Source organism: Pseudomonas sp. NPDC090201 (assembly GCF_044746825.1).
Taxonomy (GTDB): domain Bacteria; phylum Pseudomonadota; class Gammaproteobacteria; order Pseudomonadales; family Pseudomonadaceae; genus Aquipseudomonas; species Aquipseudomonas putida_AD.
Window position 1 is genome coordinate 100,756 of sequence record NZ_JBIVCX010000012.1, and the last position, 13,998, is coordinate 114,753.

The following is a 13,998-nucleotide window of genomic DNA, read 5'->3' on the forward strand; positions in this document are numbered from 1 at the left end:
AAGGGGAAGTTTGGGATTTCATGCATCGTCTGTCGCTCCTCACAAGTTGCTTGGTTCGGTTCGCCGGTTGCGTTGTGCGCGTGTTTGCAAACCGCCCTGAGCTGCCGATCAGGCAGCGCGTCCATAAAACGCACAGGGAGAATACAGCACATCAAATGACAAACTGACTTTTAATGATGGCCGTTGGTCATGTAGTGGCGATGCGAGGCTACAACCAAAACCACCAGCCACCACCGAGCCCCGTAGGAGCGCGCTTGCCCGCGATGGCGGTGTGTCAGTTTCGCATTTGTGGCTGATACACCGCAGTCGCGGGCAAGCGCGCTCCTACAGAGGGGGTCATGGGATTCTGTTGAGCAGGGACCTTACCACCGCCCGGTGAAATGGAGCGATCAACCGCAGATAGCCTTTGCCCACCATCGTATGGGGGTTGACCGTCGATGACACGTAGACGCTTTGCGACTGAGGTTGCGAGATCAGCAGAACCTCGATCGTGACCTCAAAGTGTCGGTCTTCCAGAGTCAGCAGCAGCTTGTCGGCGTCGGACGACAGGACCCGAAAAAAGTCGAGATCGTCCCCAGTGCACACCGCCGCAGGCGGCGTGGTGCGGGAGCTGAATCCTCGGGTAGGCGTCATGCCCAGCCAGCGAACCAGGCCATCGCGAACGGCCAGCAAGCGGATCACCCAGGTCGGTGCTGCGCGGGTCATTTCCAGATAGGCGGCCAGAGGCGCGGTGAACCTTGCAGCCTGGAAGCGGCGTACAAAGCAGTCGCTGTAGTACACGTGGGGAAACAGACTCCCCCGCGAACTTTGCCGAGGGGGTTGCGAGGCCGTGGCGCGAGAAGCGCGAGCGTAGCTGACGGCTTCCTCCATGATGATGACTCTCCTTGTGTCAAACAGCCTTGTAGCAGCCCGGGCGGGCGGCGCACGGCTTGCCGGCAGGTTACCCCTGCCGGCAGGTGAAACTACAGAATCAATCCTTGCAAACCGCCGCAAACGCTGCAGCCAGTGCATCCAGGCGCGTGGCGTCGATGCCGGCGACGTTGGCGCGGCCGGCGGCGACCATGTAGACGCTGTGTTCCTTGCGCAGGCGGGCGACCTGGTCGTCGCTCATGCCGGTGTAGGAGAACATGCCGCGTTGGACGCCGATGTGGGCGAAGCGCTCACCCAGGCCCAGCGGGGTCAGGGCTTCGACCAGGCCCAGGCGCAGTTGCGCGATGCGGCTGCGCATTTCTTCCACTTCGTCGGCCCACAGGGCCTTGAGCTCCGGGTCCCCGAGGATTTCGGCGACGACTGCCGCGCCGTGATCCGGCGGGTTGGACCACAGGTTGCGTGCGGTGGCCGACAGCTGGCTGCGAACGTCTGCCAGTTTTTCGCTGGTGTCGGCGCACACCAGCAGCGCGCCGGTGCGTTCGCGGTACAGGCCGAAGTTCTTCGAACAGGAACTGGTAATCAGCAATTCCGGCAGCTCGGCGGCAAACAGGCGCACCGCCCAGGCGTCCTCCTGCAGGCCGTCGCCGAAGCCCTGATAGGCGAAGTCGATCAGCGGCAGCAGGTTGCGGCGTTTGACGATCTTCAGCACTTCTCGCCAGTCGTCGTGGCCCAGGTCAAAGCCGGTGGGGTTGTGGCAGCAGGCGTGCAGCAGGACCACGTCGCCTTCCGGCACGGTGTTCAAGGCTTCCAGCATGGCCGGCACGTTGAGCTTGTTGTCGCTGCCCACGTAGGGATAGTGGCTGACCTTGAGGCCCGCTGCGGCATAGATGGTTTCGTGGATCGGCCAGGTCGGGTCGCTCAGCCAGATGCCTTTGCCGGGCAGGCAATTGGCGATGAAGTCAGCCGAGAGGCGCAGGGCACCGGTGCCTCCCGGGGTCTGGGTGGCGCCCACGCGTTTTTGCGCGATCAGCGGCGAGTCTTCGCCCATCACCAGTTCACAGATCAGCGCACCGAAGCGCGGCTCGCCATGGCCGCCGATGTAGGTCTTGGTCGGCTGCGAATCTACCAGACGCTGTTCGGCCAGCTTGACCGCACGGGGAATGGTGGTCAGGCCCTGCGCGTCCTTGTAGACGCCAACGCCCAGGTCGAACTTGTTCGGGTTGGGGTCGCTGGCGTAGGCCTGGATCAGGCCAAGAATGGGATCGTCCGGTACGCGCTGAATCTGTGAAAAATGCATTTACTTACGGCCCTCGGCGCCTTTGGCCACCTCGTCGGTGCGGGCGGCCATGATGAAGTCGTTGCGGTGCAGCCCCTTGATCGAGTGGCTCCACCAGGTCACGGTCACCTTGCCCCATTCGGTCAAGAGACCCGGGTGGTGACCTTCGGCTTCGGCAATTTCGCCGACCGCGTTGGTAAACGCCAGCGCAAATTTGAAATTCTTGAAGAGATAGACCTTCTCCAGTTGCATCACGCCATCACGGACTTCGATGTTCCAGTCCGGAATCTGGCGCAGCAGTTCTGGCAGTTCGGCTTCGCTGACCTGTGGCGCGTCGGCACGGCAGGCTTCGCAGTGGGCCTGATTCAGCGGGTTTGATTGGGGAGCGGTCATGAAGGTTTTCCTTGTCAGGCAGCTTTGTTTTTAGGGGGAAAGCGTGGGGCGTGCAGGCCCAGTTCGGTGGCGGTGCGCACCATGCCCATGATGTCCTCGTGGGCGAGGTCGAACAGGCGCTTGAGATCCGGCAGCACAAAATAAAGGGGTTGCAGGATGTCGATGCGATACGGCGTACGCATGGCTTCGATCGGGTCGAAGGCCTGATGTTCAGGTGTAGACGACAGGCTGTAAACGGTCTCCTTGGGCGATGAGAGAATGCCGCCGCCGTAGATCTTGCGGCCCTGGGCAGTGTCCACCAGGCCAAATTCGATGGTCATCCAGTAGAGACGGGCAAGATACACGCGCTGCTCTTTGCTGGCTGCCAGACCCAGCTTGCCGTAGGTGTGGGTAAATTCCGCAAACCAGGGGTTGGTCAGCAGCGGGCAATGTCCGAAAACTTCATGGAAGATGTCGGGCTCTTGCAGGTAATCCAGTTCTTCCGGGGTACGAATGAAGGTGGCCACGGGAAAGCGCTTGCTGGCCAGCAGTTCGAAGAAGGTCTGGAAGGGGATCAATGCCGGAACGCGGGCGACTTGCCAGCCGGTAGTGGCTTCCAGCACGCGATTGATCTCGGCCAGTTGCGGAATGCGCTCGTGGGGCAGGGCCAGTTGCTCGATGCCGTCGAGGTATTCCTGGCAGGCGCGACCTTCGATCACCTTCAACTGACGGGTGATCAAGGTGTTCCACACGCCGTGTTCGGCTTCGGGGTAATGTATGAAGCCGCTGGCGTCGGGTTCTCGGGCGACGTACTGCGTGCTCATGCTGCTCTCCTGAATGGTTTGTTCTTGTTCTTGAGCAATGGGTTGCGGGTTCGTCCCGCTTGTGGATATAGATACCGGTTTGTGTGCCATTTGCCGCGAGGGTGCTGTGACTGGAGGCGCGGGAAATCTGTGTTGCCTGTAAAGAAATCCTGACAGTCATTGGAGGGGCCGCGAAATATCGGCCTGAAATCGCCGCAGACAAGCTTGAACTGTCACGTATTCTTGACGGTAAACTTTGGCTCACCATAAAAAAGCGTCTGGTGACTATTCCCAGCCCTCAATGAGTCGACTTCCCATGCGCATCAAAGTGCATTGCCAGAACCGCGTCGGCATCCTGCGCGACATTCTAGAACTGCTGGTTTCCTACGGTGTGAACGTTTCCGGCGGGGAGGTGGGCGGCGAATTCGGCGACGCGATCTACCTGCGTTGTCCGAATCTCATCAACCTGCAATTCCAGGCGCTGGGTCCGAAATTCGAAGCGATCCCCGGGGTGTTCGGCGTCAAGCGTGTGGGATTGATGCCCAGCGAGCGTCGGCACATGGAGTTGAACGCCTTGCTGGGCGCGCTGGAATTTCCGGTGCTGTCCATCGACATGGGCGGGTCCATCGTGGCGGCCAATCGGGCGGCGGCGCAGTTGCTCGGGGTCCGGGTCGATGAAGTGCCGGGCATCCCGCTTTCCCGCTACGCCGAAGACTTCGACCTGCCGCAACTGGTGCGCGCCAACCGCTCGCGCATCAACGGGCTACGGGTGAAAGTAAAGGGCGATGTGTTTCTGGCCGACATCGCGCCGCTGCAATCGGAACACGAAGACAGCGAGGCCATGGCCGGTGCCGTGCTGACGCTGCATCGCGCCGACCGTGTAGGTGAGCACATCTATAACGTGCGCAAGCAGGAGTTGCGTGGCTTCGACAGCATTTTCCAGAGCTCGAAAGTGATGGCCGCCGTGGTTCGCGAAGCCCGGCGCATGGCGCCGCTGGACGCCCCGCTATTGATAGAAGGCGAGACTGGCACCGGCAAGGAACTGCTGGCGCGGGCCTGCCACCTGGCGAGCCCGCGCGGTCAGTCGCCGATGATGGCGCTCAACTGCGCGGGGCTTTCCGAGTCGATGGCCGAAACCGAGCTGTTCGGTTACGGCCCCGGCGCGTTCGAAGGCGCGCGGGCGGAGGGCAAGCTGGGGCTGCTGGAACTGACTGCGGGCGGCACGCTGTTTCTCGACGGCGTGGCCGAGATGAGCACCCGGTTGCAAGCCAAATTATTACGTTACCTGCAGGACGGCTGTTTCCGTCGGGTGGGCAGCGATGAAGAGGTGTTTCTGGATGTGCGGGTGATCTGCGCGACCCAGGTGGACTTGTCCGAATTGTGCGCACGCGGCGAGTTTCGTCAGGATCTCTATCATCGCCTCAATGTGCTGTCGCTGCACATTCCGCCGCTGCGTGAGTGCCTGGATGGCCTCGGTCCGCTGGTGCAGCATTTTCTGGATCAGGCCAGCCGCCAGATCGGCTGCCCGCTGCCGGGCATTTCCGCCCCGGCCATGGAGCGTCTGGCCCAGTACCACTGGCCGGGCAACGTGCGGCAACTGGAAAACGTATTGTTTCAGGCGGTGTCGTTGTGCGAGGGCGGGATGGTCAAGGCCGAGCACATTCGCTTGCCCGATTATGGCGTGCGCCAGCCGCTGGGAGATTTCTCCCTTGAAGGCGGGCTTGAAGATATTGTCGGGCGTTTTGAAAAGGCGGTACTTGAACAGTTATATGCGGCGCATCCGAGCAGTCGGTTATTGGGTAAACGACTGGGTGTTTCCCACACGACCATTGCCAATAAGTTGAAACTTTATGGGGTAGGATAGGCATATATATTAAATGATTAACGCTTGTAGGAGCGCGCTTGCCCGCGATGGCAATCTGTCTGATACACAGATATTGAATTGACCATCGTTGTCGCGGGCAAGCGCGCTCCTACAATCAGATCGGTGATCGTTAACCGTTACTGCACCCGTTGCCCATCACCAGGTACTCGAGCACATGGCGCTGGCCATGGGAGTCTTCGTAGGTCATGTGCTGTGGCACCACGTTGCAGACGTTGGGCGTTTCGTCCACGGAGATGACTTTGGCGATGTCCAGGTCGGTCGAGTAGCTGTAGTGCTCGACAGGTTGTGCTTGGCTGGAAATTTCACTCGGTCCGTCCTGCGCCATTGCTGCGGCGCTGAAACCACAAAGAGCCATTACAACCAGTGCAGCTTTCATTACAAGTTTCCTCTTGGTTGCTTCATCGCCCCGGGCTAATCGCTAATTGCGGTCGGCCGGGTGCACAAAGCCCTTGTGGGGCTTTGTGAGAAGCCAGTGAACTATCGGTTTAGTTGCCAGATCGACAAGCCGGTGTGGGGGGCTGTTAGTTGTCAATCGTTTGCCGTGTTGGCGAAACGAATTCTAGGCTCGCAGGAAATATTCATATAGAAACCATTTTGATAAAGACTATTGAGCATTCCGGTAACAATCGCGAAATCGACCTTGAAACAGTCGCAGCGCCTAGTTCTTTGGTCGTAGTTCGAATATGAAGATTTGCCGCGCAACGGCCACTTCAGGGCGTTTCGGCGTTATGCTGATGGCCGGTAAGACCATCGTCGAATGGCTTTCGCGGCCATCGGCAGATACAACGGTTGCATACAAAAACAACATTTCCACCGAGGTAAGAAAGATGAGTGCGGCTTCCCTGTACCCCGTTCGCCCTGAAGTGGCAGCCAATACGCTGACAGACGAGGCGACCTACAAGGCCATGTACCAGCAGTCGGTGGTCAACCCCGATGGCTTCTGGCGTGAGCAGGCCAAGCGCCTGGATTGGATCAAGCCTTTCACCACCGTCAAACAGACCTCCTTCGACGATCACCGCGTCGACATCAAGTGGTTCGCCGATGGCACCCTGAACGTTTCCTACAACTGCCTCGACCGTCATCTGGCCGAGCGTGGCGATCAGGTCGCGATCATCTGGGAAGGCGACGACCCTTCCGAAAGCCGCAACATCACCTACCGCGAACTGCATGAAGAAGTCTGCAAGTTCGCCAACGCCCTGCGCGGCCAGGATGTACACCGCGGTGACGTGGTCACCATCTACATGCCGATGATCCCTGAAGCGGTGGTCGCGATGCTGGCCTGTGCCCGTATCGGCGCGATTCACTCGGTGGTGTTCGGCGGCTTCTCCCCCGAGGCGCTGGCCGGTCGCATCATCGACTGCCGCTCTAAGGTGGTCATCACCGCCGACGAAGGCCTGCGTGGCGGCAAGAAGACGGCGCTCAAGGCCAACGTCGACCGTGCCCTGACCAACCCTGAAACCAGCAGCGTGCAGAAAGTCATCGTCTGCAAGCGCACCGGCGGCGATATCGAGTGGAACCGCCACCGTGACATCTGGTACCACACCTTGCTCGAAGTGGCGTCGACCACCTGCGCACCCAAGGAAATGGGCGCCGAAGAGTCTTTGTTCATCCTCTACACCTCCGGTTCCACCGGCAAGCCCAAGGGCGTGCTGCACACCACCGCAGGCTACCTGCTGTACGCCGCGCTGACCCACGAGCGCGTGTTCGACTACAAACCGGGTGAAACCTACTGGTGCACCGCCGACGTCGGCTGGGTCACCGGCCACAGCTACATCGTCTACGGCCCGCTGGCCAACGGTGCGACCACGCTGCTGTTCGAGGGCATTCCGAACTACCCGGACATCACCCGTATGTCGAAGATCATCGACAAGCACAAGGTGAACATCCTCTACACTGCCCCGACCGCCATCCGCGCGATGATGGCCGAAGGCACCAAGGCCGTCGAAGGCGCTGATGGCTCGAGCCTGCGCCTGCTGGGTTCGGTGGGCGAGCCGATCAACCCGGAAGCCTGGAACTGGTACTACAACACCGTCGGCAAGCAGAACTGCCCGATCGTCGACACCTGGTGGCAGACCGAAACCGGCGGCATCCTCATCAGCCCGCTGCCAGGCGCCACGGCGCTCAAGCCAGGCTCGGCGACCCGTCCGTTCTTCGGCGTGATCCCGGCGCTTGTGGACAACCTGGGCAACCTGATCGAAGGCGCGGCCGAAGGCAACCTGGTGATTCTCGATTCGTGGCCTGGCCAGTCGCGCAGCCTGTACGGCGACCACGACCGTTTCGTCGACACCTACTTCAAGACCTTCCGCGGCATGTACTTCACCGGCGACGGCGCCCGTCGCGATGAAGACGGCTACTACTGGATCACCGGCCGGGTGGACGACGTGCTCAACGTGTCCGGCCACCGCATGGGCACCGCCGAGATCGAGAGCGCGATGGTTGCGCACCCGAAAGTCGCTGAGGCCGCAGTGGTCGGGGTGCCTCACGACCTGAAAGGGCAGGGCATCTACGTCTACGTGACGTTGAACGGTGGCGAGGTGCCGGACGAGGCGCTGCGCATCGAACTGCGCAACTGGGTGCGCAAGGAGATTGGCCCGATTGCCTCGCCTGACGTGATTCAGTGGGCGCCGGGCCTGCCCAAGACCCGCTCGGGCAAGATCATGCGCCGCATCCTGCGCAAGATCGCCACGGGTGAGTACGATCAACTGGGCGATATCTCGACCCTGGCCGATCCGGGTGTCGTGGCCCATCTGGTGGAAACCCACAAGACCATGAACGTCGCCTGACGCTCGTACGTCCCGAACGCCCCGCCCGGTGCACGCCGCGCGGGGCTTTTTTTGCCGAGCGCCGTCCCTTGTAGGAGCGCGCTTGCCCGCGACGGCGGACTGCCTGTGATGCATGGGAAAGCTGGTCGATTGCGGTCGCGGGCAAGCGCGCTCCTACAGGGGGGCAGCGCAGATGACATCGGGATATATCGATTTGTTACCGCCCACCCCAGTGTCGTGGCGGTGCGTGAGCGGTTGAGGCCTTTGACCCCGAAACCCCTGCAACTCATCGCCCCAAAGCCATCACTGGCCACGCTGGACTTGCCGGATTAGAAGGCTTTGCCAATAATGGGCGCGTTATTTGCTTCGTTGATAGGTTTGCTCTCGTCGCTCCTTGCATATTGTTCTGGAGCTGTCAATCAGGCTGAATGGCTTTCTCGGTGCTTCTGTAACTAGTTGTCGCATTGAAGAAATATCGACTTAAAGCCTGCCGCTAAAATGCCGATCACTCGCCGAAGGCTTGTCGGGCCATGAACCCGCCAGCGCCTCGCGTCGCAATTTCAGATAGTCCTTCTGCTCATCGGGCGTTACCGCCCATGGTCACTTGTCGCGTTTTACCGATGGAGTTCCAAGAATGAAAAAGCTCATGCTGCTGGGCGCACTGGCGCTGTCCGTACTGGTACAGCCTGCGTTCGCTGATGAAAAACCCCTGAAGATCGGTATCGAAGCGGCGTACCCTCCATTCGCCTCCAAGGCGCCGGACGGCAGCATCGTGGGTTTTGACTACGACATCGGCAACGCCCTGTGCGAAGAGATGAAGGTCAAGTGCGTGTGGGTCGAGCAGGAGTTCGACGGCCTGATCCCGGCGCTCAAGGTGCGCAAGATCGACGCCATCCTGTCCTCGATGTCCATCACCGACGATCGCAAGCAGTCCGTGGACTTCACCAACAAGTACTACAACACCCCGGCCCGTCTGGTCATGAAGCAGGGCACTGTCCTGGGCGACAACCTGGCTGAAATCAAGGGCAAGAACATCGGCGTGCAGCGTGGCTCGATCCACGAGCGTTTCGCCAAGGAAGTCCTGGCTCCCCTGGGCGCCGAGATCAAGCCATACAGCTCGCAGAACGAAATCTACCTGGACATCGGCGCCGGTCGCCTGGACGGTACCGTAGCGGACGCCACCCTGCTGCAGGACGGTTTCCTGAACACCGATTCGGGCAAGGGCTACGCTTTCGTGGGTCCTGCCTTTACCGACGTCAAATACTTCGGCGACGGCGTAGGCATCGCGGTGCGCAAGGGTGACAAGGCCGATCTGGACAAGATCAACGCCGCCATCGCCGCCATCCGTGCCAACGGCAAATACAAGGCTATCCAGGACAAGTACTTCAACTTCGATATCTACGGCAAGTAAGTCGACGTTCGTCCGTAATGGCGCAATCAGCGGGGTCTTCATCCTTCTGATCGCGCCATTTTTCTATCCCGCGCTCGAGGGCCACACTACATGTTGAAAGGCTACGGAGCCGTCATTCTCGACGGTGCATGGCTGACCCTGCAGCTCGCCCTGTGCTCCATGGCACTGGCCATCGTGCTCGGTCTGGTCGGCGTGTCCCTGCGTCTGTCGCCGGTGCGCTGGCTGGCCTGGCTGGGCGACCTGTATTCCACCGTCATTCGTGGCATTCCCGATCTGGTGCTGATCCTGCTGATTTTCTATGGCGGCCAGGACCTGCTCAACCGCGTCGCGCCGTTGCTCGGCCACGACGACTACATCGACCTGAACCCGCTGATGGCCGGTATCGGCACGCTGGGCTTCATTTTCGGTGCGTATCTTTCGGAAACCTTCCGCGGCGCCTTCATGGCCATTCCCAAGGGGCAGGCCGAAGCCGGCATGGCTTATGGCATGAGCAGCGGTCGGGTATTTTTCCGCATCCTGGTGCCGCAGATGATCCGTCTGGCGATTCCGGGCTTTACCAATAACTGGCTGGTTCTGACCAAGGCCACTGCGCTGATCTCCGTAGTCGGCCTGCAAGACATGATGTTCAAGGCCAAGCAGGCGGCGGACGCCACCCGCGAACCCTTCACTTTCTTCCTCGCAGTCGCGGCCATGTACCTGGTGATCACCAGTGTCTCGCTGCTGGTACTGCGTTATATCGAAAAACGCTACTCGGCCGGCGTAAGGGTGGCAGACCTATGATCTTCGATTACAACGTGGTCTGGGACAGCCTGCCGCTGTATTTCGGCGGCCTGTTGATTACCCTCAAACTGCTCGCGCTGTCGCTGTTATTCGGTCTGTTGGCGGCCTTGCCGCTGGCCCTGATGCGCGTCTCGAAAGTCGCCTGGGTCAATCTGCTGGCCTGGAGCTACACCTACGTGATTCGCGGCACGCCGATGCTGGTGCAGCTGTTCCTGATCTACTACGGCCTGGCGCAGTTCGAAGCCGTGCGCGAAAGCTTCCTGTGGCCATGGCTGTCCAGCGCGACCTTCTGCGCGTGTCTGGCCTTTGCGATCAACACCAGTGCCTACACCGCCGAGATCATCGCTGGCAGCCTGAAATCCACCCCGCCGGGGGAGATCGAAGCGGCGCGGGCCATGGGCATGTCCAAGGCCAAGATGTACCGCCGCATCCTGCTGCCGTCGGCTTTGCGCCGGGCGCTGCCGCAGTACAGCAACGAAGTCATCATGATGCTGCAGACCACGAGCCTGGCCTCCATCGTCACCCTGATCGACATCACCGGCGCCGCGCGCACGGTGAACGCGCAGTTCTATCTGCCGTTCGAGGCGTACATCACGGCGGGCGTGTTCTACCTGTGCCTGACCTTCATTCTGGTGAAACTGTTCAAGCTGGCCGAGCGCCGCTGGCTCGGTTACCTCGCACCGAGGAAGCACTGATATGCAACGCATCGATCATCGACTGCCCTGGAGCACCCTGGGGACCGAGCGCACGCTGAGTGTGTTCCGCTTCGGTCAGGGCGAGCGCAAGGTCTACATCCAGGCCAGCCTGCACGCCGACGAACTGCCGGGCATGCGCACGGCCTGGGAATTGAAGCAGCGCCTGGCCGAGCTCGAAGAGCAGGGCATGCTCAACGGCGTCATCGAGCTGGTTCCGGTGGCCAACCCCATCGGCCTTGGGCAGTTGCTGCAGGGTAACCACCAGGGCCGTTTCGAGTACGGCAGCGGCAAGAACTTCAACCGCGATTTCACCGAGCTGAGCGAGCCGGTGGCGCAGATGCTCGATGGCAAGCTGGGCGACGATCCGCGGGCCAACATCAAGCTGATTCGCCAGGCCATGGCCGATGTGCTCGACCAGTTGCCGCCTGCGGGCAGCGAACTGGCAGGCATGCATCGCGTGCTGCTGAGCCACGCCTGCAATGCCGACATCGTGCTCGACCTGCACTGCGACACCGACGCCTCGCTGCACATGTACGCGCTGCCCCAGCACTGGCCGCAGTGGCGTTCGCTGTCGGCCTACCTGGGTGTCAGCGTCGGCCTGCTGGCTGAAGACTCCGGCGGCAGTTCGTTCGACGAAGCCTGCTCGCTGCCATGGCTGCGGCTGGCGAAGAAATTCCCCGAGGCGCAGATCCCGCTGGCCTGCATGTCCACCACCCTTGAACTGGGCGGGCAGTCCAACACTGGCAAAGCCGAGGCGCAAGCCTATGCCGAAGGCATTCTGGCGTTTCTCGCCGGGCACGGCCTGATCAGCGGCGAGTGGCCACAACCGGCCCATGAACCGTGCGAAGGCATGCCGTTCGAAGGCACTGAAATGATCTACGCACCCCACACCGGCGTACTGACTTTCCTGCGTGCGGCAGGCGAGTGGGTCGAACCGGGCGAGCCGCTGTTCGAGGTCGTCGATCCGCTGAACGACCGTGCAACCACCGTCTGCGCCGGCACCGCCGGGGTGCTGTTCGCCATCGAAAAACTGCGTTACGCCCAGCCGGGCTACTGGATGGCCAAGGTGGCGGGGCGTACCCCGCTGCGTTCCGGCCGCCTGCTCAGCGACTGATTACTTGTGAGAACCGAAACCATGAACAAACTGGAAGTCCAGGACCTGCACAAGTGCTATGGCAGTCACGAAGTGCTCAAAGGCGTTTCGCTGACGGCCAAAGCGGGCGATGTGATCAGCATCATCGGCTCCAGCGGCTCGGGCAAAAGTACCTTTCTGCGCTGCATCAACCTGCTGGAGCAGCCCAAATCCGGCCGCATCCTGCTCAACAACGAAGAGTTGAAGCTGGTGGCCAACAAGGACGGCGGCCTGAAGGCGGCCGACCCCAAGCAGCTGCAACGCATGCGTTCGCGCTTGTCGATGGTGTTTCAGCACTTCAACCTGTGGTCGCACATGACAGCGCTGGAGAACATCATCGAAGCACCGATCCATGTCCTGGGCGTGCCGAAGAAAGAAGCCCTGGAAAAGGCCGAGCATTACCTGAACAAGGTCGGCGTGGCCCATCGCAAGGACGCCTACCCGGGGCACATGTCCGGTGGCGAGCAGCAGCGCGTGGCGATTGCCCGGGCGCTGGCGATGGAACCTGAAGTGATGCTGTTCGACGAACCGACTTCCGCGCTGGACCCTGAACTGGTCGGCGACGTGTTGAAGGTCATGCAGGCGCTGGCTCAGGAAGGTCGCACCATGGTCGTGGTGACCCACGAGATGGGCTTTGCCCGCGAAGTGTCCAACCAGCTGATTTTCCTGCACAAGGGCCTGATCGAAGAGAGCGGCGACCCTCGCGAGGTGCTGGTCAATCCGAAATCGGAACGTCTGCAGCAGTTCCTGTCCGGTAGCCTGAAATAACGATTCGCCCGTTTTCAACGGTGCGTTTTGTGAGAGAACAGTTCATGCTGCGCGTCATTCAGCTCGCCGCCATCAACTGAACGCAACAGATTTTGCACGCCCTGCGTGTGACCCATAAAAAATTGCGACACGTTCCGGATTGCACGACATGACTGCCCATCGAATCGGATTTCTTATCTGGCCCGGCACCAAGGCCCTGACCCTGGCGCTGGCCGAAGAAGCCCTGCGTGTCGCGCAGCGGGTGCATCCGGAAGTGGTCTACGAACTGTCGTTCCTGCAGGCCGAACCACCGGTCGAAGGCGCCGCCTGGCAGTTGCCGGGCGAGCCCTGGGCGGGGCGTCTTGAAGGCTGCCAGAAGGTGTTTCTGGTCGCCGACGAGCCACCGGCGCCGATGGCGTCTGCGCTGGCTGGCGCGCTCAAGCAACTGGTGCGCGCAGGCTGTGTGATCGGCGGCCTGTCGGCGGGCGTCTATCCGCTGGCGCAACTGGGCCTGCTCGATGGCTATCGCGCGGCGGTGCACTGGCGCTGGCAAGATGATTTCGCCGAGCGCTTCCCGAAAGTCATCGCCACCAGCCATCTGTTCGACTGGGATCGTGATCGTCTGACGGCCTGCGGCGGGATGTCGGTACTGGATCTGCTGCTGGCCGTGCTGGCCCGCGATCACGGTGCCGAGCTTGCCGGTGCGGTGTCGGAAGAACTGGTAGTGGAGCGCATTCGCGAGGGCGGCGAGCGTCAGCGCATTCCGTTGCAGAACCGTCTGGGTTCGAGCCACCCGAAGCTGACCCAGGCCGTGCTGTTGATGGAAGCCAACATCGAAGAGCCGCTGACTACCGACGAAATCGCACAGCATGTGTGTGTTTCGCGCAGGCAACTGGAGCGCATCTTCAAGCAGTACCTCAATCGTGTGCCGAGCCAGTATTACCTGGAGCTGCGCCTGAACAAGGCCCGCCAGATGCTGATGCAGACCAGCAAGTCGATCATCCAGATCGGCCTGTCGTGCGGCTTCTCCTCGGGCCCGCACTTCTCAAGCGCCTATCGCAACTTCTTCGGCGCCACCCCCCGCGAAGACCGCAACCAGCGCCGCAGCAGCAGCCCGTTCGAACTGTCGTCGGTGCCTGCCGAGCGCGGTTGACACTCTGCAAATCGATCCCCTGCAGGAGCGCGCTTGCCCGCGAATGCGATGTGCCTGGTGGGGATGTGCTGTCTGGCACGAGCCCGTCGCGGGCAAGCGCGCTCCTACAGAT

The 13,998-nt window shown here is 61.2% G+C and carries 13 protein-coding genes; 8 read left to right on the forward strand and 5 right to left on the reverse strand.

What is annotated here, in order from left to right; genetic code table 11:
* Positions 1 to 336: 336 nt before the first annotated feature.
* The 4 genes from ACIPOO_RS23200 to phhA all read right to left on the reverse strand — a co-directional run bounded on the left by ACIPOO_RS23200 (position 337) and on the right by phhA (position 3,342).
* Complete coding sequence (locus ACIPOO_RS23200; protein ID WP_400610091.1) at positions 337 to 780, reverse strand: DUF2867 domain-containing protein; 444 nt, start codon at positions 778 to 780, stop codon at positions 337 to 339.
* A 190-nt stretch (positions 781 to 970) separates the two neighbouring features.
* Positions 971 to 2,167 (reverse strand): amino acid aminotransferase, encoded by a 1,197-nt coding sequence (locus ACIPOO_RS23205; RefSeq protein ID WP_274134505.1) that lies wholly within the window; start codon positions 2,165 to 2,167, stop codon positions 971 to 973.
* Positions 2,168 to 2,539 (reverse strand): 4a-hydroxytetrahydrobiopterin dehydratase, encoded by a 372-nt coding sequence (locus ACIPOO_RS23210; protein WP_274134506.1) that lies wholly within the window; start codon positions 2,537 to 2,539, stop codon positions 2,168 to 2,170.
* Between the two features lie 14 nt (positions 2,540 to 2,553).
* On the reverse strand, positions 2,554 to 3,342 hold the full coding sequence (gene phhA, locus ACIPOO_RS23215) for a phenylalanine 4-monooxygenase (RefSeq protein ID WP_274134508.1): 789 nt from the start codon (positions 3,340 to 3,342) through the stop codon (positions 2,554 to 2,556).
* A gap of 295 nt (positions 3,343 to 3,637) precedes the next feature.
* Here phhA and ACIPOO_RS23220 point away from each other — a divergent pair, with 295 nt between their 5' ends.
* Positions 3,638 to 5,185 carry a sigma-54-dependent transcriptional regulator gene (locus ACIPOO_RS23220; RefSeq protein ID WP_400610094.1) on the forward strand — a complete coding sequence of 516 codons (1,548 nt, stop codon included), beginning with the start codon at positions 3,638 to 3,640 and terminating at the stop codon, positions 5,183 to 5,185.
* A gap of 130 nt (positions 5,186 to 5,315) precedes the next feature.
* On the opposite strand, the gene ACIPOO_RS23225 is transcribed toward ACIPOO_RS23220, so the two are convergent.
* Positions 5,316 to 5,582, reverse strand: coding sequence for a DUF2790 domain-containing protein (locus tag ACIPOO_RS23225; protein ID WP_400610096.1), 267 nt, complete (start codon positions 5,580 to 5,582; stop codon positions 5,316 to 5,318).
* A gap of 451 nt (positions 5,583 to 6,033) precedes the next feature.
* On the opposite strand from ACIPOO_RS23225, the gene acs reads away from it, so the two are divergent.
* The 7 genes from acs to argR all read left to right on the forward strand — a co-directional run bounded on the left by acs (position 6,034) and on the right by argR (position 13,886).
* Positions 6,034 to 7,989 (forward strand): acetate--CoA ligase, encoded by a 1,956-nt coding sequence (acs, locus tag ACIPOO_RS23230; protein WP_274134512.1) that lies wholly within the window; start codon positions 6,034 to 6,036, stop codon positions 7,987 to 7,989.
* A gap of 613 nt (positions 7,990 to 8,602) precedes the next feature.
* Positions 8,603 to 9,379: an ABC transporter substrate-binding protein gene (locus tag ACIPOO_RS23235; protein WP_274134515.1), complete on the forward strand. Its 777-nt coding sequence runs from the start codon at positions 8,603 to 8,605 to the stop codon at positions 9,377 to 9,379.
* A gap of 90 nt (positions 9,380 to 9,469) precedes the next feature.
* A complete protein-coding gene (locus tag ACIPOO_RS23240; protein WP_274134516.1) occupies positions 9,470 to 10,159 on the forward strand; it encodes an ABC transporter permease in 690 nt (229 codons plus the stop codon).
* Entirely contained in the window at positions 10,156 to 10,854 is a 699-nt protein-coding gene (locus ACIPOO_RS23245) for an ABC transporter permease (RefSeq protein ID WP_400610099.1), read from the forward strand. Before ACIPOO_RS23240 ends, ACIPOO_RS23245 begins: the two co-directional genes overlap by 4 nt.
* Position 10,855: 1 nt before the next feature.
* Complete coding sequence (locus ACIPOO_RS23250) at positions 10,856 to 11,968, forward strand: succinylglutamate desuccinylase/aspartoacylase family protein (RefSeq protein ID WP_400610101.1); 1,113 nt, start codon at positions 10,856 to 10,858, stop codon at positions 11,966 to 11,968.
* A gap of 21 nt (positions 11,969 to 11,989) precedes the next feature.
* Entirely contained in the window at positions 11,990 to 12,754 is a 765-nt protein-coding gene (locus tag ACIPOO_RS23255; RefSeq protein ID WP_274134519.1) for an ABC transporter ATP-binding protein, read from the forward strand.
* A 148-nt stretch (positions 12,755 to 12,902) separates the two neighbouring features.
* Entirely contained in the window at positions 12,903 to 13,886 is a 984-nt protein-coding gene (gene argR, locus ACIPOO_RS23260) for a transcriptional regulator ArgR (protein WP_274134520.1), read from the forward strand.
* Positions 13,887 to 13,998 lie beyond the last annotated feature (112 nt).

Bases quoted from the DNA above. Each gene is read 5' to 3' on its own strand.
- ACIPOO_RS23205 (WP_274134505.1), bottom strand. From the start codon at position 2,167: ATGCATTTTTCACAGATTCAGCGCGTACCGGACGATCCCATTCTTGGC.
- ACIPOO_RS23210 (WP_274134506.1), bottom strand. From the start codon at position 2,539: ATGACCGCTCCCCAATCAAACCCGCTGAATCAGGCCCACTGCGAAGCC.
- phhA (WP_274134508.1), bottom strand. From the start codon at position 3,342: ATGAGCACGCAGTACGTCGCCCGAGAACCCGACGCCAGCGGCTTCATA.
- ACIPOO_RS23220 (WP_400610094.1), top strand. From the start codon at position 3,638: ATGCGCATCAAAGTGCATTGCCAGAACCGCGTCGGCATCCTGCGCGAC.
- ACIPOO_RS23225 (WP_400610096.1), bottom strand. From the start codon at position 5,582: ATGAAAGCTGCACTGGTTGTAATGGCTCTTTGTGGTTTCAGCGCCGCA.
- acs (WP_274134512.1), top strand. From the start codon at position 6,034: ATGAGTGCGGCTTCCCTGTACCCCGTTCGCCCTGAAGTGGCAGCCAAT.
- ACIPOO_RS23235 (WP_274134515.1), top strand. From the start codon at position 8,603: ATGAAAAAGCTCATGCTGCTGGGCGCACTGGCGCTGTCCGTACTGGTA.
- ACIPOO_RS23240 (WP_274134516.1), top strand. From the start codon at position 9,470: ATGTTGAAAGGCTACGGAGCCGTCATTCTCGACGGTGCATGGCTGACC.
- ACIPOO_RS23245 (WP_400610099.1), top strand. From the start codon at position 10,156: ATGATCTTCGATTACAACGTGGTCTGGGACAGCCTGCCGCTGTATTTC.
- ACIPOO_RS23250 (WP_400610101.1), top strand. From the start codon at position 10,856: ATGCAACGCATCGATCATCGACTGCCCTGGAGCACCCTGGGGACCGAG.
- ACIPOO_RS23255 (WP_274134519.1), top strand. From the start codon at position 11,990: ATGAACAAACTGGAAGTCCAGGACCTGCACAAGTGCTATGGCAGTCAC.
- argR (WP_274134520.1), top strand. From the start codon at position 12,903: ATGACTGCCCATCGAATCGGATTTCTTATCTGGCCCGGCACCAAGGCC.